General features: G+C 57.8%; 24 protein-coding genes and 1 pseudogene. 6 read left to right on the top strand and 19 right to left on the bottom strand.

The window, feature by feature from the left end; translation table 11 throughout:
• The first annotated feature begins 74 nt into the window (after positions 1-74).
• On the top strand, positions 75-1,568 hold the full coding sequence (locus FJ145_21175) for an adenylate/guanylate cyclase domain-containing protein (protein MBM4263918.1): 1,494 nt from the start codon (positions 75-77) through the stop codon (positions 1,566-1,568).
• A 20-nt stretch (positions 1,569-1,588) separates the two neighbouring features.
• Here the strand turns inward: FJ145_21175 and FJ145_21170 are convergent.
• The 8 genes and pseudogenes from FJ145_21170 to FJ145_21135 all read right to left on the bottom strand — a co-directional run bounded on the left by FJ145_21170 (position 1,589) and on the right by FJ145_21135 (position 10,625).
• Positions 1,589-2,701 (bottom strand): annotated as a pseudogene (locus FJ145_21170) (ABC transporter substrate-binding protein).
• A 200-nt stretch (positions 2,702-2,901) separates the two neighbouring features.
• Positions 2,902-4,218 carry an MFS transporter gene (locus FJ145_21165; GenBank protein MBM4263917.1) on the bottom strand — a complete coding sequence of 439 codons (1,317 nt, stop codon included), beginning with the start codon at positions 4,216-4,218 and terminating at the stop codon, positions 2,902-2,904.
• A gap of 201 nt (positions 4,219-4,419) precedes the next feature.
• The gene (locus tag FJ145_21160; GenBank protein ID MBM4263916.1) at positions 4,420-4,893 is read right to left on the bottom strand and encodes an MEKHLA domain-containing protein; all 474 of its coding nucleotides are present in this window, start codon (positions 4,891-4,893) and stop codon (positions 4,420-4,422) included.
• A 167-nt stretch (positions 4,894-5,060) separates the two neighbouring features.
• On the bottom strand, positions 5,061-6,776 hold the full coding sequence (locus FJ145_21155; GenBank protein ID MBM4263915.1) for an FAD-dependent oxidoreductase: 1,716 nt from the start codon (positions 6,774-6,776) through the stop codon (positions 5,061-5,063).
• Positions 6,777-6,845: 69 nt separating this feature from the next.
• Positions 6,846-7,241 carry a hypothetical protein gene (locus FJ145_21150; GenBank protein ID MBM4263914.1) on the bottom strand — a complete coding sequence of 132 codons (396 nt, stop codon included), beginning with the start codon at positions 7,239-7,241 and terminating at the stop codon, positions 6,846-6,848.
• Between the two features lie 43 nt (positions 7,242-7,284).
• The gene (locus FJ145_21145) at positions 7,285-8,076 is read right to left on the bottom strand and encodes an alpha/beta hydrolase (GenBank protein ID MBM4263913.1); all 792 of its coding nucleotides are present in this window, start codon (positions 8,074-8,076) and stop codon (positions 7,285-7,287) included.
• Positions 8,077-8,217: 141 nt separating this feature from the next.
• Entirely contained in the window at positions 8,218-9,303 is a 1,086-nt protein-coding gene (locus FJ145_21140; GenBank protein ID MBM4263912.1) for an amidohydrolase, read from the bottom strand.
• 293 nt (positions 9,304-9,596) lie between these two features.
• Entirely contained in the window at positions 9,597-10,625 is a 1,029-nt protein-coding gene (locus FJ145_21135; protein ID MBM4263911.1) for a hypothetical protein, read from the bottom strand.
• 147 nt (positions 10,626-10,772) lie between these two features.
• Here FJ145_21135 and FJ145_21130 point away from each other — a divergent pair, with 147 nt between their 5' ends.
• Complete coding sequence (locus FJ145_21130; GenBank protein MBM4263910.1) at positions 10,773-11,141, top strand: VOC family protein; 369 nt, start codon at positions 10,773-10,775, stop codon at positions 11,139-11,141.
• 96 nt (positions 11,142-11,237) lie between these two features.
• Here the strand turns inward: FJ145_21130 and FJ145_21125 are convergent, their stop codons facing one another.
• From FJ145_21125 to FJ145_21080, 10 genes are all read right to left on the bottom strand, one after another.
• Positions 11,238-12,683 (bottom strand): hypothetical protein, encoded by a 1,446-nt coding sequence (locus FJ145_21125; GenBank protein MBM4263909.1) that lies wholly within the window; start codon positions 12,681-12,683, stop codon positions 11,238-11,240.
• Between the two features lie 237 nt (positions 12,684-12,920).
• Complete coding sequence (locus FJ145_21120; GenBank protein ID MBM4263908.1) at positions 12,921-13,334, bottom strand: hypothetical protein; 414 nt, start codon at positions 13,332-13,334, stop codon at positions 12,921-12,923.
• A gap of 187 nt (positions 13,335-13,521) precedes the next feature.
• Positions 13,522-13,860, bottom strand: coding sequence for a hypothetical protein (locus tag FJ145_21115; GenBank protein MBM4263907.1), 339 nt, complete (start codon positions 13,858-13,860; stop codon positions 13,522-13,524).
• Positions 13,861-13,885: 25 nt separating this feature from the next.
• Positions 13,886-14,884: an ABC transporter substrate-binding protein gene (locus tag FJ145_21110; GenBank protein ID MBM4263906.1), complete on the bottom strand. Its 999-nt coding sequence runs from the start codon at positions 14,882-14,884 to the stop codon at positions 13,886-13,888.
• 177 nt (positions 14,885-15,061) lie between these two features.
• Positions 15,062-15,913, bottom strand: a complete 852-nt coding sequence (locus FJ145_21105) for a flagellar biosynthesis protein FlgM (protein MBM4263905.1) — start codon at positions 15,911-15,913, stop codon at positions 15,062-15,064.
• A 109-nt stretch (positions 15,914-16,022) separates the two neighbouring features.
• On the bottom strand, positions 16,023-16,316 hold the full coding sequence (locus FJ145_21100) for a helix-hairpin-helix domain-containing protein (GenBank protein ID MBM4263904.1): 294 nt from the start codon (positions 16,314-16,316) through the stop codon (positions 16,023-16,025).
• 341 nt (positions 16,317-16,657) lie between these two features.
• Positions 16,658-17,230 carry a barstar family protein gene (locus tag FJ145_21095; protein MBM4263903.1) on the bottom strand — a complete coding sequence of 191 codons (573 nt, stop codon included), beginning with the start codon at positions 17,228-17,230 and terminating at the stop codon, positions 16,658-16,660.
• Entirely contained in the window at positions 17,110-17,460 is a 351-nt protein-coding gene (locus tag FJ145_21090) for a ribonuclease (GenBank protein MBM4263902.1), read from the bottom strand. The genes FJ145_21095 and FJ145_21090 overlap by 121 nt, the downstream gene beginning before the upstream one ends.
• A gap of 30 nt (positions 17,461-17,490) precedes the next feature.
• The gene (locus FJ145_21085; GenBank protein ID MBM4263901.1) at positions 17,491-17,739 is read right to left on the bottom strand and encodes a GlsB/YeaQ/YmgE family stress response membrane protein; all 249 of its coding nucleotides are present in this window, start codon (positions 17,737-17,739) and stop codon (positions 17,491-17,493) included.
• Positions 17,740-17,828: 89 nt separating this feature from the next.
• Positions 17,829-19,196 (bottom strand): VanZ family protein, encoded by a 1,368-nt coding sequence (locus tag FJ145_21080; GenBank protein ID MBM4263900.1) that lies wholly within the window; start codon positions 19,194-19,196, stop codon positions 17,829-17,831.
• 128 nt (positions 19,197-19,324) lie between these two features.
• Between FJ145_21080 and FJ145_21075 the strand changes: the two genes are divergently transcribed.
• Positions 19,325-19,834, top strand: coding sequence for a hypothetical protein (locus FJ145_21075; protein ID MBM4263899.1), 510 nt, complete (start codon positions 19,325-19,327; stop codon positions 19,832-19,834).
• A gap of 81 nt (positions 19,835-19,915) precedes the next feature.
• On the top strand, positions 19,916-21,145 hold the full coding sequence (gene thrC / locus FJ145_21070; GenBank protein MBM4263898.1) for a threonine synthase: 1,230 nt from the start codon (positions 19,916-19,918) through the stop codon (positions 21,143-21,145).
• Between the two features lie 7 nt (positions 21,146-21,152).
• Here thrC and FJ145_21065 read toward each other — a convergent pair whose 3' ends face one another.
• Positions 21,153-22,148, bottom strand: coding sequence for a hypothetical protein (locus tag FJ145_21065; protein MBM4263897.1), 996 nt, complete (start codon positions 22,146-22,148; stop codon positions 21,153-21,155).
• A gap of 90 nt (positions 22,149-22,238) precedes the next feature.
• Between FJ145_21065 and FJ145_21060 the strand changes: the two genes are divergently transcribed.
• Both FJ145_21060 and FJ145_21055 read left to right on the top strand, forming a co-directional pair.
• A complete protein-coding gene (locus FJ145_21060; GenBank protein MBM4263896.1) occupies positions 22,239-22,652 on the top strand; it encodes a hypothetical protein in 414 nt (137 codons plus the stop codon).
• A gap of 51 nt (positions 22,653-22,703) precedes the next feature.
• Complete coding sequence (locus FJ145_21055; protein MBM4263895.1) at positions 22,704-24,137, top strand: MFS transporter; 1,434 nt, start codon at positions 22,704-22,706, stop codon at positions 24,135-24,137.
• Positions 24,138-24,558 lie beyond the last annotated feature (421 nt).

Genomic DNA, 24,558 nt, shown 5'->3' with positions numbered 1-24,558 from the left:
GCAGCCACGTTCGATTTGACCTAGTGCGGGTTCCGTCATTTGCTGCGGGTTTCCCGGTGTGGTAGGCCTTGCGCATGACCAGTCCTTCCCCCGTCGACGAAATAGTCTTACGGCAGCGGCTGTCGGAGTTAGCGGCGGCCAAAGCTTGGGCGTCGCCTGTGCTGCCCGCGCTGGAGCACTTCATTCGCACGGCCGACGATTACGATCTGTTTCGCGTCAACCCGATCCATTATGGCAGCACGGCCGGCCTATCGGAAGCAGACGCTATAGAGCTGTTCATCCATGCGGCGAAAGTCGGTCTGTTCGAGATGGATTGGCAGCTTCTGTGCGCGTACTGTCCCCAGATTGCTGGCAGCTTTCGCGAGCTGGACAAGGTCCATCCGCGCTTTCAGTGCGAGTTCTGCAACGCGATCAATGAGGTGGGGCTCGACGACTATATCCAGGTGACCTTCACGCTTCCTGAAAAGATTCGATACAACATTTTTCACCACCCCAAAGCGCTGTCCGTCGAGGACTATTACCTGCGCTATCATTTCGCCAAGGGCTTCAAGCCGCCGCACGGCATGACCCCTGAGCAGTTGGTCGCGGCTTTGTCGCGAAAATTCGTCGACATCGATGCGCACCAGCAGTGTGCCTTCGACTTTGATATTTCTGCTGGCCGATTCGAAGTGCTCGATCTGAGCCACAACCTGCTCTTGGTTTTCTTCGTGGAGGGGCAAACCGCCGAACCGCAACGGACGCAGATCCAACTCGACGGCGGCAAATTCCTGGTGCCGAACCGGCCAACGGAGCCGCGGGATAAAGTCTTGGGCGAGGGGCGTTTTTCGTTCCGGCAGGTCGCCGACGTCCACCCCGGCAAACATCGAATCGAAATCGCCAATCGGATGAACGAGCTCGGCCGTTTCTGGATGATTCAGTATCCTCCGGCCTTCGAACCGCATCGGGTCGAATACGAACGGTTCTTGTCCGGCAAGAGGCTGCTGCTCACGCCGACGTTTCGCGAGCTGTACAAGACGCAGCTCATTAACGAAGGCGAAGGCTTGCCCGTCGCCGACATGACCTACCTCTTCACCGATCTGAAGGGCTCGACCTCGCTCTACGATACGGTGGGCGATTTGAACGCCTATTTTTTAGTGCGCCAGCACTTCGAGATCCTGAACAAGGTTGTCAGCGCACGCTCCGGCATCATCGTTAAGACGATCGGCGACGCGATTCTCGCGGCTTTTGAACGGTCTCGTGACGCGGTCGGCGCAGGCATCGAGATGGTCCAGGAACTGGTGCGCTTCAATCGGACCGTTTCACGGCCGCTCATCCTGAAGGTCGGCATCCACAAGGGCCGGTCGGTCGCGGTGTCGCTCAATGACCGGATCGATTATTTCGGACAGGACGTAAACATCGCCGCGCGCGTGCAAGGGTTGGTTGAGGGCGACGAAGTGTGTATCAGCCAGGAGGTGATGGAAGCCCCAGGCGTCGCCGATTTGGTCGCAGCGCATCGAGCCTCCGCCGACCATGTGCAAGTGAAAGGCGTCGGGCAAAAAGTGGCGATCCATCGGATCGCTATCAGTTAGACGAGGAAAGCTGCAGCCGCTTACTTTACGCCCTGCATGCATTCCTTGGGGTCGACCATTCCCAAGCTTTTGACGACCTTGAAATGGCTGTTCTGCGCCTGGGCGATGTACATGTTCATGCGCACGTGATGCTGCCCCGGCACCATTTCAGCCGGACCGCCCGGCCCCTCGGCAATCCTTGCATGGTCTAGCGCCTTGATGACGTCTTCTTGCTTGAGCGAACCGGCCTCTTTCACGGCGGCTTCCCAAAGCCTCAACGCACGGTACATGCCCGAGCACGCGCTGCCGGCGGTAAATTTGGCGCTGCCGGAATACAGTTTGTTGTAACGGTCGAGCAGTTCCTTACTGAAGGGATCGCTGATTTCCTGGTAGTAGTCGAGGCAGCTGTAGAGTCCTTCGACATGATCAGCCGGCACCAAATTGAGAAAGTTCTCGTCGAAGTAAGTGCAAACGATCTTGCCGCCGCGCCGCGCGAAGCCGGAGTTGTAAAGCTGCTCTAGGAACGGCGTGAGCCCGGGCGGGACGATGGTATTGAAAACGACCTCGGCGCCGGTGGAGGTAATCTTGTCCACTGTCTTGGCATAATTGGCGTGATCGAGAGGAAAATATTCCTCTCCGACGATGGCGCCGCCATTTGCCGTGACTAGCTCAAGCACTCTCCGGTTCATCGTGTGCGGCCAGATATAATCCGCCGACGGCAAGTAGAATTTCTTCGCGCCGGTTTGCTGCATCAGCCAAGGAATCAGCGGCTCAAGCTGCTGCGCCGGCACGGGGCCGGTACAGAAAATCAACGGGTGGCACTCCTGCCCCTCATACTGCTCCGGATAGAGGTAGAGCTTCTTACCGTCTGTGACAGCCGGTCCCTTGATCGCCTATCGCGTGGAGCTATAGATGCCGCCGAAGATCACGTCCACGTGGTCGCGCTCGACGAGCTTAGTGGCTTTGGCCGCCGCGACACTGTCCGTAGTCGCACCGTCCTCAAGGCACAGCTCTACGTGTCGCCCCAATAAGCCGCCCTTGGCGTTGATGTCGTCAATGACCATCTTGGCCACATTGGCGTTGGCGATGCCCATAAATGAGAGTGGGCCCGTCTGGTCGGTAATGACTCCTACCTTGATCGATGATGCTTGCATGGCGATGGCTCCCTTCGCAAAATTTGAAAAGAGCCAGAAAATCCCCGTCATGTCAAACTTGCGGTCAAGTTTTGTAATTGGGCCGGAAACTTGACTGCTTCCTCGCGGTTGTCGTGGAGCCATTCGCTTGACCGCCAGCCCTCGCCGCCATCTTCGGTGGCTGACTTCTACCGCGGCAAGCAGCTACGCTTCATCACGGCTTATTCTCCCGGCGGGCTCTTCGATGGCGCTCGCAATGCTGCCCATTTCTTGCTCAGCATGCCAAAGGTGATGCCGGCGATGGTAAACAAGACGATCAAGCCCCAGAGCAGCGGCTCGTAGGTTTGCCAGCGGTCCCAAATGGCGCCGGCGATCACCGGCCCGACGACGCCACCCCACATGTAAAAGAAACTCATGTAGCCGCGGATCTTGGCGAAGTGGGTGCGACCGAAGAAGTCACCGACCACCGCCCAGCCGACGGCATAGGTCGCTTCGACACAGGTAAACAGGAGTGTGAAGAGCCAGAGTATCCAGATTGAATTGCCAAACAGCGGCAGCAACATGCCGGCGGCAGCGATGAACAGGATCGTCGATACCAGCCGCGGTTTGTTCATGCGGTCGGCAAACCAGCCGAACGCCAAGGTGCTGATAAAGCCGAGTAGCGCGAAAGAGCTGAGCAAGAACGCCGCTTGAGCCTGCGTCATGCCTTTCCAGACCATGATCGGCACAAAATGCGTCGAGATGCCGTGGTAGGCCATGTTGCGGATCGCGTTGCCGAATACCAAAGTCCAAAAAGTAAACGAGCGAAACGCATCGCTGGCCGTAACGTTCACTTCTTTGGCTGGTGTCCGAGCTGCTCCTGTGCGCTGCGACTCTGCTTGTGAAGGTTGCGGCGGATCGCCGTCGGGCAAAAGCCCCATGCTCTCCGGCGAGCGGCGAATCGCCATGCATATCGGAAGGCCGATCAGCAAGAACATCACGCCGGCAAAGGCGGCGCCAATGCGCCAACCCCAGGACAAGACAATCACGCTAAGAATCGGCGCGATCAAAACTCCGCCCAGACTGAAAGCCGCGCTGTTGAGCGTAATCGCGCGGGCGCGCTGGCGAATAAACCAACTATTGACCAATACGATCGGCGCGTGCATGAAGCCACCGGAGTGGGCGATCGAGATCATGCCGAGATACACGACGAGGAACATCGCGTAACCGTCGACGGTAGAAAGTAGCAGGTAACCAAACCCCATCAGTAATATGGCCGCGAACATCACCGGTCGCGGGCCGTAGCGGTCGAGAATGTGCCCGACAAGGGGCCCTTCGATGGCACCCTCAGCGCGCGCGAGGGAGAACGCGAAGGAAGTCGCGGTGCGGCTCAGGTGGAGATCTTGGCTTAACGGCAGGAAAAAGATCGTAAAGCCGAAACTGTGTAGACCGGCGCCAAGCACGCGCATGGCGGCCGATAGTCCGACCATGCGCCAACCATAGAATAGTTCTGAAAGTTTGGGGATCACGTTATCGATGGCATGGCGAATAAAAATCAAGCATCGCCGCAGGCGTTTTTAGCAGCAGTACATGAGTCGCCGATATTAAACAATTGTCGGCCAACAGATTCGGTGAAATGCGTTATGAGAATCTTTGCATCGCGCGGCTTGCGCTTTGGCTATTTCCTCGGCGCGGAGGAGGAGCAGGATTAGAGTTAGAGCCTTTGCCATCATCGCGTCCTCCCTGTGTTTGCCTCATTGTCATTCGAGATAGTGCCACTGACTGAAAGTCGCTGCCTGACCATACGGGGCGCCGTTTTCATCGAGGAGATTCCACACCGTCGCTCGCTCGATGAGAAACCTGCGGCCGGTTTTGGAAATACGAATGCCGCGGTAGTCGTCGATGAAGCCCCGCTTGGTAACGGCATCGAGCAGGCGCGCCCGCTCTTCGCGATGCATGGGCTCAGCAGTCTGGCGCGACGGCGTTTGCATGAGTTCCGCCCAGGAAGGCTCGAAAAGCTGTAACCCGGTACGATTCGCATAGTTCAAGATCGGATCGGCGGCAGTATTGTGGGATAGGGCTGCGAAGGGCGCTTCGAAGAGCCGCCGCGCTCGTTCGCTCGGCGGCAGCTCAGGCTCGATTAGGTGTTTGCCGGTCCAATGAGCATAGCTCGCAAGCATGCGCAGAGCGTGGTCCCGTTGATAAGAATTTTCTTCGCTGGGTACAGAGGTCATGGGCGGTAGGATTTTGACTGAGCGCCCCTGATCCAGCCCTGCGGGCTTACTTCCTCGCTATTCGCTACTCGGGGCGGACGGGGAAACGGTATTTTTTCCGACCGTCCCAAGTAGCGTGTAACGTATATCGAGGGAAGGATGAACCGCTTGAACGAGCGCTGGCCAGCTTATTTTTCCTTCGCCGCGCTCATCCCGGAAATAAATCCTTGCGTCGTGCAGCGGCCCAAGCCGTGCTGGTTGAAGCCGCCTGCGCTTTCGCCGGCGCAGTACAGGCCGGCAATCAATTTGCCGTCCATGTCGAGGACTTGGCAGTTGCCGTTGATGCGCAAGCCCGCGCGGGTGTCGTGCACGTTGGGCGTGCCCCAGGCGGCATAGAAGGGCGCCTTTTCGATTTTGTATTTCGGCGTTGGCTTACTGAAGTCTTCGTCGACGCCCTTGTCGACGAATGAATTGTAGCGCGCCACCGTTGCTTCGAGCACTTCGCCTTTCATCGGTTTGGCTTGAAACTCGCTTTTGATCTTGCCGGCCAATTCGCGAATGGTATTGGCGCTGAAAAAATAGCCGTCCGGGTCGACGTGGGGCGGCTCGACGATCCATTTGTTGCGCGCCACCGCATCGGCGTCGAAGATTGCCCAGATCGGCCCGGCGGAATACTCCGGCGCTTCGGAATATTCGTTCATCGCCACCGCAGCGTTAAAGAAGTTGTAGTGGTTGGGATGGAAGTGAATCTTGTCGTGATTGCGAAAGTCATTGTGCGTATAAGGATCGATGTCGCCGGCGACATTGCCGTGCGGATAGTCACCCTTGGTCTCGTCGTAAAAACGCTTGCCAACCTGGTTGACGAGAATCACGTTCTGCCAATCTTTGAGGGTCAGGCCGACCGCTTTCACCAGCGGAAAAATCGGCGACTCCAGCTCCCAGTTCATATAGTTCCACTTGGTGCCGAGCACCCGTTGGGTGCGAATCTGGTCGCCAACCTCCAGGGTCTGGTTGACCAGTCCCCACAGCGCCGCGCCGATGTCCATGGCGGCGCGCTCGCCGCTGGCGTCTTGATAGCTGTAGGGCTCGCCGGCGACGGTCAAGACCTCAGTCAAGCGCGGATCGAACATGCGCCGGAAGTTGACGTCGCTGGTCATGCCGCCGGTGGCAACGATGACCGCTTTGCGGGCGCGCACGCTGCACGACGGTTTGGTATCGTCGATGTTGCCGTCGGAGCGAAAGCTTTTCAGCGGCGTCGACTGGCCGGGCATGATGCGCGGCCTGTACTCGGCGGTCACGCCGATCACGCGGCCGGATTTCTGCCCTTCGCGCACGAAGCCGGTCATCTGATGGTTGAGCAAGAAACGCACACCTTTCTTGCGCGCGCTATCTTCCAACGGCCTGATCACGCCGGTGCCTGGCCGCGCGTTGGGGCTTTCCGGGCCCGCTCCCTTGGTCCAAAACGCGTGGTTCTCGCGTGGCGCGGTGTTGCCCAAACAGTGGCCGCCCTGGTTGTCGGGCGCGATTTCTTTGAACTTCACGCCATTCTCTAAAAGAAATTCAAACGTCGGCGCGCAGTGGTCGGCAAAGGCGCGCATCACCTCGCGGTCGTTGTAGCGGTAGTTGGGCCAGCCGTTGTTCTCCAGGACCGTCCAGTCGGTCAAGTCGGAAAAAACAATATCAGGCGAGTCTTTGATGCCGTATTTCTTCTGCGCGCTGGTGCCGCCGCCGAGCGGCACGTTGCCGCCGCTGACAATCGCATGGCCGCCAACGTCGTAATTCGCCTCGACGACAATGACCGTGGCGCCGCCGTCGGCCGCTTTGATCGCCGCGGGCAGCCCGGCCGCGCCAGCACCGATCACCACGACGTCGGCTTCGTAATCCCAATTCTGTACCTGTGCCATCGGTTGTCCTCCGTCGATAATGAGATTAGCAATCGCTTATAACCGGCAGTGAAAAATTACAAGAGAAAATCACGGGGCGATCAGTACGTCCTTCTCCACGTCAGCCAACGCCGCATCGCGGTCCAAGTCGGTAAAGGCGACAAGAAGTCCTGAACCGGTTCCGATGTATTTGAATGCATGCGCAATCCCCGGCGGGATTGTCATACGCATGGCTTGTTTCTCGCCGAGGGTGAGTTCTCTAATAGCGTTGTTTTCTCGATAGCGAATCAGCCAGGAGCCAACGACTGCAAGTACCTCGGTGCCTTGCCGATGGTAATGGTTGCCTCGCACATGGCCGGGTGCCGTCAGTACAACGTGGAGGTTGCGTTGCGCGTCGAATTGGCCGGCTAGCAATGGCTCAAAAACCAAACCACGGTGATCGCAATGAAACTCGATGGGCTCGCTGAGGACTTGGATAGAGGCCATGATGGCAATTCATAGCGTGCCGTCAAGAACTAGCGGCCCTTCTTCATTTTCCCGGGAACAACCCATGCCTGGTCAGAAACTCGATCATGAATCGATTGAACAGCCACGGCTGCTCGAGCTGACAGGCGTGGCCCGCTCCCGGTAACACTTTCAATTCACAATTGGGCACGCGCTGCTGCAGCGCGAAGCTGCCCGGGTGGCTGCCGTCTTCGCTGCCGGTCAAGATAATCATCGGGCAGGCGATGCGCTCGTGATGACCTTCCGGGTAGGGCTGCGCCAACGCGCGGAATTGGTGAATGATCGTTTCCACGTCAGCCATGTCGTTGCGCTCGGTGAACATGTTGGCGAAGTAATGCGCCAGCGGCGTGGTGCGAAACGCGGCGCTCATGTCCTCGAAGGTGTAGCGCCAGCGGTAGTTGATCCCTTCCGCGGTGTAATTGTCGATGCGCTTTTTAGTAAATTCTTTGGTCGGGTTGTAACCCGTGCCGCAGACGACCAGCGCCGCGGTTTTGTCCGGGCGCTGATGAAACATGAACGGCGCAATCGACGAGCCGACCGAGCAGCCGACTAGAATCGCTTTTTCCCCCGGCGCGATTTCATCGATCGCCTCCCAGCAAGCCTGCGCCATGTCGTCCATGGTCAATCCGGCGCTAGCCTTGGGCGAGCGGCCATAGCCCGGCACGTCGATCGCCATGCAGCGATACCAGGTCGAGAAGTGCGCCAGCTGAAAAATCCAACACGACTGATCCATTGGGTTGGGATGAATAAACGCGAGCACCGGTCCGGTGCGGCCCATGCGTTCGTAGTAAAGCGGGCCGTGAATGTGTGGTGCCATCAGCGTGCTCCTATCTAAAAGGAAAAAACATCGTTCACCACGAAGGCACGAAGACCACGAAGTGCGGAAAAAGGCGTCTTTCAGAAAAATCTTTTCTTCCCTTCGCGGTCTTCGTGTCTTCGCGGTGAGTTAGTCTATCTCTCACATATTGTAAAATCGCCGGGCATTGCCGCCCAAGATAGCTGTCTTATCTTCGTCCGTCAGTCCCACGTACTCTTCGACCTCTTCGATCTCGTGGAGAATGTCCTCCGGGCCGATCTCGTGCGGGAAGTCGCTGGCAAACAGAAAGTGGCCGTTGCCACTGCGCTTGACCTGGTAGTCTAAGCCGTCTTCACCGCCTTCGCAGCCGATGTAAACGTTAGGAAGCTTGACATAGTCACTCGGCTTCTTTTGCATCGACGGGCCTTTGTAGCGCTCGCGCAGATTTAATTCGCCAAAGTAGTGGTGCGAGCGGTCCATGCGGTCCATCCAAAACGTCGCCCAGGCCGCGCCGCCTTCGAGAAAACCGAGGCGCAGTTTGGGAAACTGATCGAAGACGCCATGATAAACCATGCCGGAGAAAGCGATGATCAAAGACAACGGATGGCCCAATCCATGGATCGGCACAAAAGTTTCAAACGTGTCGAGCCCCATGCCGTGATGGCAGCCGCCATGGATGGCGAGGGCGCAGCCGAGTTTCTCTGCTTCAGCATAGACCGGCCAATAGGTGCGGTGACCGAGATCGAAGGGCAGGCCGCGCGACGGCAGCATGGCGCCGGGCATGCCCAGATCTTTTACCGCTCGGCGCAGCTCGTTGACCGCTTCGGTGACGTCCTGCATCGGGATCAGCGCCATTCCCTTTAATCTGGGGCTGCGCTTCATGTAGCGCTCGTGCAGCCAATTGTTATAGGCGCGAGCGACCACGCAGGCCCAGTCGGGATGGACGATGTTGCCCATGGACAAGCCGGCGGTGGGGTAAAGAAATGCGGTTTCGAACTTGGATACTTCCAAGAAGTTGACCCACTCCTCCGGGCCGACGCGCTTGCCGCCGCCGAAGGCGCGCTCGCTGCGCTTGAACGTCGCCAAGTGCAGGAAGTCCAGTGCCGGAAACACATTGCCCATAACTTGGCGGATCGGCCCGATGATGCCGCCCTGGGTGCGGCAACTGCGGTAGGGCTCTTCGAGAAAATCTAAGAGAGTTTCGTCCTCGAGCACGTGGCCGTCGGCGTCGATAAGTTTACGTTCCATGTTTTCCTCCTACAAGGGAATATCTGATCTCACCACGAAGCAGCCAGCGCGGCAGCGGCAACCGAATCCGGCAAGAGCTTTAACCATAAAGAGCACATGGGCACAAAAGGCGCTGCGCGCCCGGATTCGGAATCCGGAGAATTTAACCGCAAAGAGCGCAAAGAACGCAAAAACGATCCGCATGTAGGGGCGCGATTCATCGCGCCCTCCTGCGAAATAACAATGCGTCCTGGATTCAACTCGCGACTACCGGTCATCCGAATCTTTGTAGGGGCGACCCCCTGGTGTCGGCGCTACGGCACCAGTACGCCTTTTAGTTTCCCGACCATCTGCGTATCTAGCTTAAATAAACCCGAGACGATGCCGTCGATCACCTCGCCGCCCACCGGCGTGACGGCGAGGTTGGCTTTGTTCATCTCGGCGAGAAAGTCACCGTCCTTCAACGTGTCAAGAAAACTCTTGCGCAAGAGCCGCACGGTCTCTTTGTTAGTCGCCGGCGGCAAGAAATACAAGTACTGCAACACGGCCACGTCCTGCACGGCGTATTTAAGAATCTGCTTGGCTTCGTCGCTCTTGACGTAATCGATGACGAGCGGCACGTTGGGCAGCTCGGCATGTTTCTTCGGCGCCACTTGCAGGACTACCGAGACGTCGCCGCTGTCGATGGACTTGCGCCAGAGCAGTTTGATACCTTCCCAGGCGGCGCAGAAGCCGGCCAACTCGCCGCCGTCGGCAGCCAGGCGCACGTCGGCCGCGCCCTTGTAGCCGTCGACCACGCGGATCGGCAAATTCGGCAGCGCCGCTTTCACCGCGCGGGCGATGTCTGACGGACCGGTGCCGGGCCCGATGCCGCCCAACCGCACCGGTTCTTTGGCGGCGAACCAGCGCTCCATGTTGGTGTAACCGCTTACTTTGGTCAGTGCGCACACCGGGTGAAATTCCGTCGGCACGCCGAGGTATTCAAACTTGCGGCTGTCGAACTCGATGCCCTTGGCGCCGAGGATTTGCTGCAGGATGAAGCTCCCTTGGTTGTTGCCGATGGTCAGGCCGTCTGGCTTGGCGCGCTGGTACATGAAATTGGCTTGGATGAATCCGCCGGCGCCAGTCATGTTTTCGACCACGATCGTCGGATTACCCGGCACATGTTTGCCGAAGTGGCGCGCGATGACCCGCGTGTAGGCGTCGAAAGTGCCGCCTGGACTAAAGGCAACGACAAAGCGAATGGTTTTGCCGCGGTAGAAATCTTGCGCCGCGATTCGGCCCGGCGTGAAGAGTGCGCCACAGATGCTGGCGATAGTTAGTATAATGCTGGCGAACTTCATGCGAAGACTCCTTCGGTCCCGCGGGCAGCGACAGCATCCCTATAAAGCGATTGCGCGGGCGAAGTCAACCACAGAAATAGAGGACTGAACAGCTTGTCATAGTTGTTGCTGATTCAGTAGGATGCCCCAGTTAAAGGAGGACTAACGATGGCACGCATTCGACATCTCGCGATTCTCACAGAAGACGTAGACAAGCTCGTGAAGTTTTATACGACCGCATTCGGCTTGAAGATCGTTCACGGCGTCGGCACGGCGACCTATTTGACCGACGGTCATATCAATCTAGCGATCATTCCCATCGGCCCAGAGCGTAAAATCGAAGGGCCTCAGCTTCAGGTGGGCATCAATCACTTTGGCTTCGAAGTCGACGACGTCGCGGCCGTGCGCGAGGCTTGCAAAGGACTGCAGGCGAAAACCGATGTTAATAAAAGGCCGCCCAATCGCGAGGCGGAATATCGCGTGCATGATCCGGACGGCAATCCGATTGATCTATCGAAGCATGGCTGGCCGGTGTGAAGAAAGCGTGAGGCGTGAGGCAACAGGTGTGAGTTACCTAGGGTGCGCCGTGCGCACCATTTCCGGGTTGCCTGTCCTGAGTTCAATCGAAGGGCCTCACGCCTCGCGCCTTCCGTCAATGCCTGCCAATTCCTTGGCTAGACGGACGTACGGGCTCAGATCGTAGGCGCCGACTAGCCGTTGTTTGTTGGTGGCGAGGCTGGCGACATTGTACATCTCAAATAGCAGCTGGCGCGAGCCGAAAGAATCGCAGGCGTACTCCCACGCCAGTTTCAACATGCGAAACATGTCTTGCGTGCGCTCGTTCTCGCCCACGAAATAGCGCTGGATTTGCTGGCCGATCTCGGGGTTATTCATGTCGGCTTGGTTCGGCGACATCAGGATGCCGGAGCCGCACAGCTCGCGCAGCATCTGTAACATCTTAGGGTAGCCCTCTATGGAAAAGATGCGCGCCGCTTGCGCCGGGGTCCAGTTGGGCAGTGTCAGGCCCGATGGCGAGCGCACCGGATTTGATTCGGCCTCATGAATGAATGCTCGCATCGTCTCCATGTAGAGGATGGCGTCGGCCAAGGCGAGCTGCACGTGCGGTTGTTTGGCAGTACCGAGATATTCCGCCATCGCCGCGCAGATGCCGAGCAACACCTCCGCTTTGACCGCGAGCCTGACTAAAACATACCAAGGGCCGATGCCCATGGCTCCTTGGAAGAGCTGTGCGTAGAGACCGGGGTCTTTGGGATGAGATTGGCGCAAATAGAATACCCGATCCCAGGGTATGAACACGTTGTCGAACAGCACCATGGCGTCCATTTCGTCCCAGTGGGGACTCAGCGGATGGTCCTCGGGGTTGGGCGGCGTCAGCGACGAGCGGCAGATGAGCTGGAGGCCTTTGGAGTTGACCGGCACGGCGAAGTACATCACTTCGTCGGGCTGGAGGTTGGGTCTGGGCTGGGTCAGGCAGAGGATTTCGTTGGCGTAGGGCGCCTGCGTGCCCACGCCTTTGGCGCCGCGCACGACGATGCCATCGGCCCGCCGCTCCACCACCCGTAAATATTCTTGCTTGGACTCCGGATGGCTGCGATGATGAAACGGGTCGTTGAAAATCGTCGCGATGCTCAAATCGTTTTCACGGCAATACTCGAAGTAGCGCGTCACGTTCTCCGCGAAGGCCGGATTCTCTTGGCCGAAGATATCGCGAGAGTCGTGCAGTCCCAAAACGACGGTCGCCAAGTGGTGCGGCAGACGCGCCGCCGTGCCACCTGTACGGCGCACCAAGAACTCATACATCTTGCGCTGCCGAGTGAGATCTTCGACCGAATGGGGCAGCAGATAAGCCAGGCTCACTCGCTGGCCCGTCGCCGGCGAAGGCATTGTCAGCAGATCTTGATGTGCTGGGTCATGCTGCAGATCATAGACCCCAGCCACGCTGCGCGCGCTGCCCGCCAACCCGGGATGCGCGGTGACATCCACCGATTCGCCGTGCAGCCACACGCGGCGCCCGTCTCTCAGGCTTTCGAGATATTCCTCTCCTCGACGTATTGGCATTTACATAGCTCTCAACAAATTTTTGCGGTTAAATAAAATTGAACTCGACTTGCCTTCGCTGCAAACGTTGCCGGTCCGTCGACGTTATCCGATAACTCGAAACGGTGTCAATTTGCGGGAGCAGCGAAGACGAATGGCGGCTTGGACTTTCGTTAAGGAACCGCCGGGAAGACTAAGGTCAGATCTTTACTTTTGATTTTTTACCTCATTCGGCTCCCATATTGTTACACGCAGCTTTCAGGCGTCGTCCTCGGGAAACACCGAGTAGTACGCCTCACATAGATCATCATGGTACCCCCATCCTATTCCGCGAGATGCTTCCGTGAGTTTCCATAGCCTGTTTCGAAACGGCGCCATCGCTGGCTCGGGGAGTCCCGCTACGGCCTGGACAGCTTTCGCGTACATATTGAGCAGCGCATCGTAAAATGGCTCGTTAATGTCACCGTAGTCGCACGTGAATCGGTTTCCACATTCGACGAAGTGGATCATGAGATCGATCTCTCCGTGAATATCTCCGGCCGCCTTGCGATAATCGCTGATGGCCTTTTTCGCTTTCGAAATCTGCACAGGGTGATTCCGAAGGACGTCTGGGTACATGCAGTCACTAACTATTTTTTTGTGCGGCGCGACGTGGTCCGAGCCGATTCGCAGACGTGCGTCGACGAACTGCTTGTTGCTCGACGAGAGCTCGTACAGATTTCGCAAAAGGGCAAGCAAGTCATCACGGCTGAGCCCTGATGCTGCCGCTTTGACAGACGACCAAGTCGATTGTTTATGTTTCCGCGGAGGCATGCACAATCAATATACTATTCAGCGTGTAGGGTGCGCCATGCGCACCCTACGAATTCGCTGCATTTGAATACAGTGTTCGCCAAGAAACGTCCGCTGGCAAATCAGCGGCTTCGCGGCGGAGATGCACGTAGTCTCGCGGTTGGGAATCGAAGATCGTGCCCGGTGCGTCTTTGCCGGCTTGTACTTCTTTAATCGCGCGCTGCAGGAAGCGGCGCAGTTGGATGATGAAGGCGTCGCTGGCGCCTAGGTGCTCGACGCTGCGGTCGACTGCAGAGCATCGCTTGTTTTCGGAATTGTTCACCACGAAGGCACGAAGATCACGAAGGTAAGGAAAGAAAATATGTTTTCCGAACTTCGTGTACTTCGGGTCTTCGTGGTGAGTCATTCATTTCGATTTTTTCGCAAAAATTTTATCGCTTCATCTCCGCCAACACTTCTTCGAGCAATCTGTAATCGACCACCTGGCTCACCGGCACTTCGTTCTTGATCTTGGCTTGCTCGCGGATGTCGCGGATTTCAATCTTGATGGCTTCTTCCGTGGTCGTGCCATCTTTGCTGAAAGCCCGGATGATGTCACGCAGCGCGCCGGCGGCGGCCTTGCGGTCGATCTTAAACTCATCGACTAACAGGCCCACGATTCTTTCCTGGTTCGCCGGGTCTTTGGTGTACTCGACCGTTTTTAATGTGGCGCGGATCATGCGCTTTACCTGGGCGGGATTGTTTTTCAGCTTCGCATCAGTCGCGCCAAGCCCGGCAAAAGGGGTTTGCAGATAATCGACCGCATTGCCGAGATTTCGAAAACCGGACTCTTCGGCTTTGATATTAAAAGGCATGGACAACATCGCTGCGTCGGTGGCGCCGCTCAGCAGCGAGGTCAGCGAATTGCCGGCGTCGCCGGTGAAGACGAACGTCAGGTCGCGATCGGGATTCAATCCATGGGCGCGCGCCATCGCCTTCGCCGCGAAAGTTGGTGTGGCGACCAAACCGGTGGACGCGACGGTCTTGCCGCCTTTCAATTCTTCGATCGATTTGATCGATGGCTTGGAATACAGGTAGACGAGCACGCGATCCATGGTGAACATCGCCGCCTTGGTCGGCACGCCGGTGGCGGCGGCGCGCATCGCGGTACCGATGGCCGATGTATAATCGATCTCGCCGGCGACCATGCCGGCCACGCCGACGTCGGGCTTGATCACTTCCAAAGAGACATCGAAGCCTTCAGCTTTGTAAATGCCGAACTTCTCGCCGACGTAGAAGTTCAAAAACGTCATGCTCTTGGCCGGCATGGCGATGCGCACCTTTTGTGCCGCGGCGCTGCTCGTTACAGCCATGGCGACAAGAACGACGCACAGAGCCGGAAGGGCTGCGCGCTTGAGCCGATCGAGTTTAGGTTCCTTGATCAAAATCATGAAGTGCTCCCGGTATCCCGAGCGAATTGGTTTAGGAACTGCCGGAGTCTAAAAGAAAGGGGAAAACCCTGTCAAATAAAATCGAGTGGGAGCCGGGGATCGGAGTGAACAAGACAGAGGCGGCGGCGATGCCGCCACCTGCCAATGAGCATAGCCGGATGGTTCGTTTAGACGAGGTTACATCACACCGCGTCCGGCAAAGGTGTCGCACTGTTTTATGTCGCCGGATTGGAGGCCGGCGCGGAACCAGCGCACGCGCTGTTCGGCGCTGCCGTGGGGGAAGCCTTCGGGTACGACATAGCCTTGGGAACGCTTTTGCAGGGTGTCGTCGCCGATTTGGGCAGCGGCGTTTAGGCCTTCTTCCACGTCACCTGGTTCAAGGATTTTGCGATCGCGGTTGGCGAAGTTGGCCCAGATGCCGGCGAGGCAATCGGCCTGCAGCTCGAGGCGCACCGAAAGCGCGTTGGCCTCGCGCTCGCTGGAACGCTGTTGCGCCGCCTGCACCTTACCCATGATGCCAAGCTGATTTTGCACGTGATGCGCGACCTCGTGCGCAACCACGTAAGCTTGAGCGAAATCGCCCGGCGCTTTGAAGCGCTGGCTTAGCTCACGATAGAAGGAAAGGTCAATGTAAACCTTTTGGTCGCCGGGGCAGTAAAACGGCCCCGATGCCGCCGAAGCAAAGCCGCAGGCGGACTGCTCTTCGCCGGAGAAAAGCACGAGCTTAGGGGGAACGTACTGGCGTCCAGCTTTTTGGAAAATTTCACCCCAGACCCGTTCGTTGCTGCCGAGCACTTTGGCGATAAATTCGCGTCCTTCGTCGCGCCCGCCGGCCTGCTGCACCTGTGGTTCGTTGGAAATATTCGATTGCGGGCTACCTTGCAGGATCGCGCCCGGGTCAAAACCAAGAAACATGGCGATCAGCGCCAACGCGATGGTGCCGATGCCGCCGCCAATGGCGCCGCGTGAGACCCGTGAACCGCGGCGATCTTCGATGTTCCGACTTTCTTGTTCGTTGTCGAGCCGCATAGGTATCCTCCCGGCCACTCTTTCGTTTAGCTTCTGGATATGACTTTGGCGGAAAAAAACAACCCCGCCGCGTTGCCGCGAGCGGGGTTGTTGCCGGGAGTGCTAGGCGTTATTTTTTGCCCTTTTCTTCCATTTTGTCCATCGCTTTGGCCGGGGCTTTGGTGTCCTTGGCTTTGGCAGCCGGCTCGGCCTTTTTCGGGACAACGGTGTCGCCGCTCACGGAGATATTGGCGCGAATCTGTTTCATCGTGCCGGGGCCGATGCCCTTAACTTTTTCCAAGTCTTCAATGGTTTTGAAGTCGCCGTTTTTCTTGCGGTACTCGATGATGTCCTTGGCCCGCGTCTCACCGATGCCCTTGAGAGCTTTCAGCTCATCAACGTTCGCGGTGTTGATGTTGACCATCAAACTTCCGGGTTTTGCTGCCGCCGGTTTGGGGGCGTCCTTGGTCGCTTCCTTGGCTTTGGTCTCTGCTTTCGCCTCAGCTTTGGCGGCTTCCTTTTTCTCCTTTTCCATCGCCTTGTCGGCGGCGGTTGCGATGCCCGCGACGCCCGCCGCGGCAAACCACAACGCAGTTGCTAATACCAATTTTTTCATCTATGCCTCCTGGTTTTTTTTCGGCGGGATATCCGCCCAATTTGCACTCTTAGACGCAGCGAATGTTGAGCTATTCAAAGCTTGGTTCCCCTGGAAATAGCCGATGTTCGGCGCATTTGTCAACCTGCGCGCCGACCTAGCACGGAATTTTATTTCTCGGGCACAGGTTTAAGGTTGGCTAAGCCTTTAGTCTGACCCTCGCCGATAACAATCGCCCAAAACGGTTTCCCTTCTTCGCTCCAGTATTCAGCGGCGCTATTTAGCACATCTAAAATCGTCACTAGGCTTTCCTCGTCGACCGCTGCGAACTTGCCGGCGCCGGTTACGATTAGCATCCAGCCCGGCGCGTCGAGCCAGTCTAGGTCGCTCAGACATTCGTCGAGGGCATCCCAGTTCTCGCCGAAATAGGTCGGGAACTTTAGCGTCTTGGCGAAGCTCTTGAGCGCGTCTTTCTTGCTGCGGGCTAGGCTAAGATCAAGCTTGTGCAGCGAGAGATTGGCGCGCTCGGCTGCGCTTTCCAGCCTGTCCAAGTCGCCACCGTAGCGAAACACGCCGCAGCGTTTGGGATCGCCGAGAATCTCGTTCAGACTTGCCAATGGAGTTACTCCCGAATGCGTTGAAAACTCTTGTAGTGATCGGCGGTGTAGTAGTACTCGCCGCCGTCGCCGGCGACAATGCGGCGCGCGCCGCGATCGCGCGCTCCCGGCGTCGCCACGGTATATTCACGGTAGTAACCGCGCTTCTTCGCGGGGAGTCGCTTTTCGAAATTGCCAAAGACGATGCCATCACGTTTGTACGGAAAGGGGCCGCCCTGCTTGATCAGCGCCAAGGTCGCGCGTCCCTCTTTGGGCAGCTCGGCCAAGAGAATTTCCGCGCCGGTGTTGGCGCGTTTCTCGCGTGCGCAAGCCGGCGACGCCGACGCGCAGAGGGAGAACAGAATCAATATAGATATCGCGATGCGGCGCACGATGAGCTGCCGAAGTTAGGCGGACTTTACTTTCAGGTAGCCCCACAAGACAACAAAGGCGCCAACGATGGAGCCGATAAACCCGGCGCCCTGGCCAGCATCGTACAAGCCGATGATTTGCCCGGCATAGGAAGCGGCGATGGAGCCGACGATGCCGAGGACGGTGGTCAAGACAAAACCCAGGTTTTCCTTGCCCGGCATGATGAACTTGGCGATGACCCCAACGACAAAGCCGATAACAATCGTCCAAATGAGTCCGAACATAGCGCCTCCTTAGTGAATGTAGCTGTGCCTCCCGATTCTAGGCGGCTGCCAAGCTCTTAGCCGGGAATCCCTCATGCTGTCAAGCTGACCTATCGATTAGACGACCGAGTTTGCGATTTCATTAGTCTTAGCCGCTGGCTAAACAGCGTCGCGCCGGTCCAAGAAGCGGCGCCGAAAAGCAGCACGTCGGTGATCGAAGGGGTGCGTGAGCGGAGCCCCCGCTGGCAAGCTTCTAAGATTAAGCCGATTGCCAAGCCAAAGAAAAGCGCTTGATTGCGCCCGGGCTTACCCGATAACGCGTGGCGCCGTGCCGCCACCAGGAGGCCGAAAGGGCCGGCGATGAAAATCTTCTTGCCAAGATCGAAGAGGGCCGATTGCGGATCGGCGCCGTAGTACGCTGCCAGCGGCAGCCACTCGACGCGCTGCCAGCGCTGCGGCAGCTCCGCCAAAGACACAAGCCAATCGAACGGCGACAGTTGGGCATAAATCATCAGGGCAAGCGCCAGTATCAGCAAGATCCGGCGGCCGTGGCGCCGGCAGAAATGGGTTTCACTGAGCGGCGTGACCACCATGACTCCGAAGAGAGCGCCGCAAACGGCGAGCAGAAAGTTTTCGGCGTTGGGCACGCGGCCGACGAAAAGCAGTTTGCCTGCTTCGACCGCAAAGCCGAGCGCGAAGCAGAAACCTAGCGCACCACCGGCTCCGCCAGTTCGATAGCTTTGCCTGAAACCAAGAATGACCAGATGTGCCATCGCCGCATAGACAAAAACTTTCTCGACCACCAGGTCGAGCCAATAGCGGTGCGTGCCGGCGAGAAAGGGCATCCACTGGGCACGCTTGAGGTTGGACCAGGCGGTGGAGACGTCGAGGGTGAGGTGGAACGGGTAGAAGGCATCGGCGACCGGCGCCACGGCCAGCATGGCGAGCAGAACCCGGGCGGGACGCCAGCAGATGACAAACAATAAGTTTTTGCCGAGGGCGCCGCGCAATCCTGTGAAAATCACAATGCCGAGCGCGCCGCCAAAGGCGGCACCCGCGGCATTGAATGCCACGTCGAGGATTGAGGGCGTGCGGCCGGGAGAATAGACTTGGCCCAACTCGACGGCGAGGCTCAACAGCAAACCGCACAAGCCAGCTTGTAACAGGGCGCCAAAGAAACCGGCCGCGGACAACCTGCGAAAGGCGCTGCCGACCCAGAGGAAACCCAACGGCACAAACAGCAAAAAGTTAGCAGCCACGTCGAGGAGTGAAAAGGTCTTACGACCTTGGTTAAACGGAGGTGTGAAAACCCCTTGCCACTGCAACTGCAGGAACGCCGGATCGTCGTTGAAGCGAAACGGAATGAACGTGCCGTAGAGGATAAACAGGCCGTACAGAACCAACAGCCAACGCAGCGCGCGCCGTTCGATCAGGCGAAATTCGGTGGGGTCCTCAGAGTGCACAGTGACAACGGTCAAACCGAGCCGACGCGGCGTTTCATGGTGATGGGGTGGCGCGAAATCTCCGCTAGTATGGGGCCTTTTCGCTTGAAGTCAATCTTACAGCGGAGTAGTTCCCGCGCGCCGCGCCTGATATAAATTTCGTTGTGGATTCGACGGTCGATCAAGCAAAGCTGAAGGTTCGCCAGTGGGCTGAGACTCATCGCCAAGCGGTTTCCTACGACGTCGAGAGCGCCATCTTGCTCGACGTTGCTTCGGGGAAAAGATTGCAGATCTCGTGGCGCGACTTGAGCGCGTTTGAGGAAAAGATGCATGCCGAATCCCGCGAGCCTTATTTGGTTTTGCTTTTCGCAGAGGGCACCCAGATCGCGCTTGTCGATCCGGGCGGCATCGCCTTTGCGCCCGTAGTCAAAAATTCCGGTCCGGTGGCTGGCTTGCCGGCGGTCGTCTGTTTGCGCGACTTTCATACCCTCAGGCAGCGCGTCGATCACTATCTTTACGATCATCCTGACGCAGCCCCGCCGCGCGAGTGCCTCGATATGATCATGATTTGCATCGCTATCCTTGACGGCGCCCGCGCCGTCGGTTTCGACGTCGGCGATCTCGAAGGCGAGTTGGAAAAGTCGTTGAACGAAGTCGAAAAGCGCGCGAGTTAATGGAAAATTGAAAGTGGAGAGTTGAAAATGGGCAAGAGCGCGTTTCGGCGCGGCGCTATTTGCCGGTGACTGCGGATTCGAATGATGGCCAAACAATTTTGCCTCCAGTGTCCTCTGTGTGGCACAGAGCCGCCGACCAAGAGGACGTTTCGCTGCCCGTCATGCAACGTCATCGTTGAAGTGGCTGTTCAGATCGACCATCTGACGCGCGCCGATTTTCAAACCATGCGCCAGCGCCGCGATCTGTCGATCTGGCGCTGGGGCGAATTTTTTCCAGTGCGAGACCCTGCTTCGATTGTGTCTCTGGGCGAGGGCAGCACGCCGCTTTTGCGCGCGCAGCGTCTCGGCGAGCGGATCGGTATTCCAAATCTATATCTAAAGAACGATACAGTTCTGCCCACCGGCTCGCTCAAAGACCGCAGCAATACGGTCGGCATCTCGGCAGGCAAAGAGATGGGGTTTGAAGTCGCCAGCGTCATCTCCACCGGCAACGCGGCGGCTTCGGTGGCCGCCTACGCCGCCGCTGCCGGCATGCGGAGCGTTGTCATGGTGCCGGCGGGGACCGCGCTGTCGAAGATTATTCAAGCCCGCGCCTATGGCGCGGAGGTTGTCGTTGTCGACGGCCGGTTCGACTACGAAGTGGCCGAATTGTACAGCCGGGCGGTGGGTGAATTTGGCTGGTACGATTGCGTGTCCTCCAATCCCTACCGCGTCGGCAAGAAATCCTATGCTTATGAGCTGGTCGATCAACTCGATGGAGTCATTGCCGATTGGGTGATTCATCCCACTGCCGGAGGCACAGGCATCTTTGCCATGGGGCAGGGGTTCAAAGAATTCCGTTCGTTGGGCTGGATTGAAAAAATGCCCAAGCTGGTCGCCGCTCAAAGCGAAGCTGCGGCGCCCATCGTCAAGGCATTCGCAAAGGGGCTGCGCACGGTCGAGCCGGTCGACGCGCGTGACACGGTCGCCGAGAGCATCCAAGTCGGCAACCCGTCGTCACTCGGCTGGCGCGCGCTTGAGGCGGTCTACGATTCGGGTGGCGCCGCGGTGGCTGTTGGCGATCAACAAATTTTTGAAGCTCAGACACTAACCGGCAGTCTTTGCGGGGTTTTCGCTGAGCCAGCAGCGGTGGTGTCGGTGGCCGTCGCCAATCAGATGCGCGCCCGGGGCACCATCGCGCGCGACGACATTGTGGTTTGCAACCTAACCGGTCACGGCTTGAAACAACCGGAAGCGCTGGCCATCCCGCCGCAAGAGGTCGGGCCGATCGCGCCGACCTTGGCAGCTCTGCGTGAGCGTCTGCGGCGCTAATTTTCTCCTACACTCTAAAGCCGTGCTCGCGGTACCATCTTTCCGCTCCCGGATGAAGCGGCACATCGCGCGGGGTGGCGTCGGTGTTTTCGCCCAATTGGCCGACGCCGGTGTAGGACTCCTCCCAATAGATCGCCTCTTGCCGCGCCATGATGGCGTCGCAGATTTTGTAGGCGTCGTCGTCCGGCAGTGTCGCGCGGGTGTAGAGCGGCCAGCCGCTGTAGTCGATGCAGGTATAGTTTTCGTTTAAGCCTTTGAAGCGCCCGGGCGCAATCGTGTAGCGGCGCCAGCCGAGCTCGTCGACCAAGTATTTAAACACTTTGTCCTCGAGCGTCACCGGTTTCATGCCGGCCGCCAAGGCGGCTTCGAACCACAGCGGTAAGCCTTCGTCGAAGATGGCGTCGATGGATTCATCTTTGAGTGCTTGCAAGCGGCGCTCGTCGCCAGGGCCGCCGTTCAATTGAAAACTGCCACCCCAGGATTCGATGTCCTTGAGCGTCATGCCGTAGGCCGCGAGGGTTTGATCGACCAGGACGCGGGTCGAATGGGTGGCGTCCTCGCGAATCGACAGGCGCAGCGGATATTTTTTGGCTTTGATCTCAGCCAATGATTTCAAGCCGGTGCGCGGATGGATGAGATAGACAAAGTGATCCAGCGATGGGTAGACGGCGATGATGCGCACCGGCAGGGGCGTCGGAAAAATCCCAGTGCCGCGATAGGCTTGAGTCAATAGCCCGGAAGGGTTGATCATCGCCGCTTCCAGCTCTCCACGGCAAATGCCGTGGGCGAGTATCGGCGAGCCGGTGCACATGCGCAGCCAGGGCTGCATGTTTTCGTGCGAGCCGCTGCCGACGGTAATGCACATATCGCGCGGACCGTAATAGGGCGTTTTCGGATCGCTGGCGATGTGCAAACCGATCTGCCAGAGCATCAAAGCGCGTTGAAAATTGGCGCCGCGGGGGAGCTTCTCCATGATCGAACCTCCAAAGTTTTCGACCAACATAGGGATGTGCCGATGCACCTGTCAAACAGATTGCCGCCAAGCGAGGCTCAGTGCTATGGCCAAGCAAACTTACGTGCTATAGAAACTCGGATGACCGTCGATACGCAGGAGCTGTTCGCTAATTTGGCAGAGAAGGAGCGGCGCTGCGGCCATCATTCGCCGGAGGGGCGCGCGATGCGCATGCTTAGCCGCGCCCTCAACGGTTGGGCAGCACAGATGCTAGGCGTCTACGACGTGATTATTCTGTGCGACCAAGCGATCGGTGATTGGCTTAGAGCGCGCCTAGGGCTTTCTCCCTGGGCGCAGAGCGATTTTACCAACCTATTGTCCCGGGCGGTGCAGCAACGTTGGCTCAAAGGGCAGGCCGTCGCGCCCCTAGAACGCATCCATCGGGCGCGACTTGAAATGCGCGAAGGGCGCGGCGGCGTGACGCACTCGGAGGCCGAAGCCGGGTTGCTCCTTTGCATCGATCTGATCAACGAACACTGGCAGCCGCCAGCCTAAGTCCGGTTTTCATTTCGGATATTTCGCGCGCCACCGAGCCCAGTCCTGCCGATGTCAACAACACGCATCAATTGGCCGTTGCTGATCAACGCTGCCCTGGGAAATTTCTTGGCCGGCACCGCCAGCCGAATCTTCGCCGTGTCGCTACCGACCGTGGCTGCGAGTCTACAGACGACCATCGTCGGCATTTCATGGGCGGTGATCGCCTATCAGATTTCGCAAATAAGTCTGTCGTTCGTTTTCGGCCGCATCGGCGATATCTACGGGCGCCACACACTTTTTGGCATCGGTTTGGTGGTCTCCTCGGTGGCCGCCATGCTCTGCGGCCTGTCGCAGACCGCCGGTCAGTTGATTCTGTTTCGCTTGTTTCAAGGCATCGGCGCTTCGATGACGCAAACCCAGGGGCGTGCGCTGGCGCTGGAAGCGGCGCCCAAGGAACTGTCCGGGCGTGCCCAAGGGTTTATGACGACCGCCTTTCACACCGGCGTGCTGATTGGTCCCAGCGTCGGCGGTTTGATCATCGACTATATTCACTGGCGCGCCGTGTTCTTTTTTCTCGTGCCGATTGCGTTGTGCGGTTTAGGGTTAACGCTATTCAACCGCGCGAAAGGTCACGTGCCGCAGCGCGAAGCTCCGCCTGAGACGGACAAATCGATCGATTATCTTGGCGCACTGTTGCTGGTGGCGGCCACGGGCGCGCTCATCGCCGTGGTCGATCATCGCGTCATGGAAAGCCTTTCCACGCCGCTGAAGGTAATGTTGGTCTGCGGGTTTCTCGCTTCCTTTGGCGGGTTTCTCTATCGCGAAGCGACGGTGGCGAGCCCGATTTTGGACTTGTCTTTGTTTCGCATTCGTATGTTCACGCTGAGCGCTCTGGCGTTGATGCTGGTCGGCATCGCGCAGGTGATGCTCGGTTTTGTGCTGCCGTTCTATCTGCAAGATATCCTGGGCTTGAAACCATCGTTTATCGGTCTCATGTTCATCAGCGCGCCGATCTTTACGGTTACGTTATCGCCGCTGGTAGGTTGGGCCGTGGACAAGGTCGGTCCGCGGCTGCCCGCGACGATGGGTATTTCGTTTCTTGCCGCCGCCGGCTTCTATGGCTCGTTTCTCCGGCCTGACTCGCACTGGAGCTCGTCGGTTTTAGTACTGATGCTCTGGGGGCTAGCCACATCGCTATTTTTTACGTCGAACCACACGGCGATGATCACCTCGGTGCCGCCGCAACATCGTGGCGTCGCCACCGGCGCCATCTACGTGATGTTCGGCCTGGGCACGACCTTCGGCGTGTCGTTGGGAACGCTGCTCTTGACCATGGCCTTTCGCTATTTCAGTGGAGATGCGAGCGCCACGCCGACCCCAGCCAACCCGACGGTCTTCGTGCAAGCGATGAATTTCAGCTTTACAATTGGCGGCTGCATGGCGCTGGTGGCGATGGGCTGCTCGGCGATGCGGGGCCAAACGCCAGTGAGTGAAACAAAGTAGCCCGAGGTTGGTTGCAGACAAAAAAGGGTGTAAACCGATGCTATCGCGAAAAAGTGTAAATAGGAGATACAAAAATACGACAAAATTATCATGTAAAAACAGCCCTTTAGTGTGGTGAGGAGATGGAATTAGAAAGTGTAAGATTGGCTAACAGTTTTGATTTAGAAAAAACGAAAAAAATGAGTTAAATCAGCATATTCTAGAACGGCACAGCTATTGCTGTCACAACTTGGCAAGGAAATTTTTGCTAATTATTAACGCAAAACGGAACAACAAAGGAGGAGGAAAGCGAATGAGCCGTTGTCAATAGGTGTGTAAAAAGATACTAGGCGGCGACCCTCATCTCTTTGCCATTGTCATACTTCGTCCCGCGCGCTACTTTTCCGACAAGCTGTGGTGCGTTCAGTTTGCGGAAGCTCTT

This window comes from Deltaproteobacteria bacterium, assembly GCA_016874755.1.
Taxonomy (GTDB): domain Bacteria; phylum Desulfobacterota; class Binatia; order UBA9968; family UBA9968; genus DP-20.
The sequence above is the reverse complement of the archived record's forward strand: the minus strand, read 5'-3'. Positions and strand labels throughout refer to the sequence as shown.

Bases quoted from the DNA above. Each gene is read 5' to 3' on its own strand.
- FJ145_21175 (MBM4263918.1), top strand. From the start codon at position 75: ATGACCAGTCCTTCCCCCGTCGACGAAATAGTCTTACGGCAGCGGCTG.
- FJ145_21160 (MBM4263916.1), bottom strand. From the start codon at position 4,893: ATGACCTCTGTACCCAGCGAAGAAAATTCTTATCAACGGGACCACGCT.
- FJ145_21155 (MBM4263915.1), bottom strand. From the start codon at position 6,776: ATGGCACAGGTACAGAATTGGGATTACGAAGCCGACGTCGTGGTGATC.
- FJ145_21150 (MBM4263914.1), bottom strand. From the start codon at position 7,241: ATGGCCTCTATCCAAGTCCTCAGCGAGCCCATCGAGTTTCATTGCGAT.
- FJ145_21145 (MBM4263913.1), bottom strand. From the start codon at position 8,076: ATGGCACCACACATTCACGGCCCGCTTTACTACGAACGCATGGGCCGC.
- FJ145_21140 (MBM4263912.1), bottom strand. From the start codon at position 9,303: ATGGAACGTAAACTTATCGACGCCGACGGCCACGTGCTCGAGGACGAA.
- FJ145_21135 (MBM4263911.1), bottom strand. From the start codon at position 10,625: ATGAAGTTCGCCAGCATTATACTAACTATCGCCAGCATCTGTGGCGCA.
- FJ145_21130 (MBM4263910.1), top strand. From the start codon at position 10,773: ATGGCACGCATTCGACATCTCGCGATTCTCACAGAAGACGTAGACAAG.
- FJ145_21125 (MBM4263909.1), bottom strand. From the start codon at position 12,683: ATGCCAATACGTCGAGGAGAGGAATATCTCGAAAGCCTGAGAGACGGG.
- FJ145_21115 (MBM4263907.1), bottom strand. From the start codon at position 13,860: ATGACTCACCACGAAGACCCGAAGTACACGAAGTTCGGAAAACATATT.
- FJ145_21110 (MBM4263906.1), bottom strand. From the start codon at position 14,884: ATGATTTTGATCAAGGAACCTAAACTCGATCGGCTCAAGCGCGCAGCC.
- FJ145_21105 (MBM4263905.1), bottom strand. From the start codon at position 15,913: ATGCGGCTCGACAACGAACAAGAAAGTCGGAACATCGAAGATCGCCGC.
- FJ145_21100 (MBM4263904.1), bottom strand. From the start codon at position 16,316: ATGGTCAACATCAACACCGCGAACGTTGATGAGCTGAAAGCTCTCAAG.
- FJ145_21085 (MBM4263901.1), bottom strand. From the start codon at position 17,739: ATGTTCGGACTCATTTGGACGATTGTTATCGGCTTTGTCGTTGGGGTC.
- thrC (MBM4263898.1), top strand. From the start codon at position 19,916: ATGATGGCCAAACAATTTTGCCTCCAGTGTCCTCTGTGTGGCACAGAG.
- FJ145_21065 (MBM4263897.1), bottom strand. From the start codon at position 22,148: ATGTTGGTCGAAAACTTTGGAGGTTCGATCATGGAGAAGCTCCCCCGC.
- FJ145_21060 (MBM4263896.1), top strand. From the start codon at position 22,239: ATGACCGTCGATACGCAGGAGCTGTTCGCTAATTTGGCAGAGAAGGAG.
- FJ145_21055 (MBM4263895.1), top strand. From the start codon at position 22,704: ATGTCAACAACACGCATCAATTGGCCGTTGCTGATCAACGCTGCCCTG.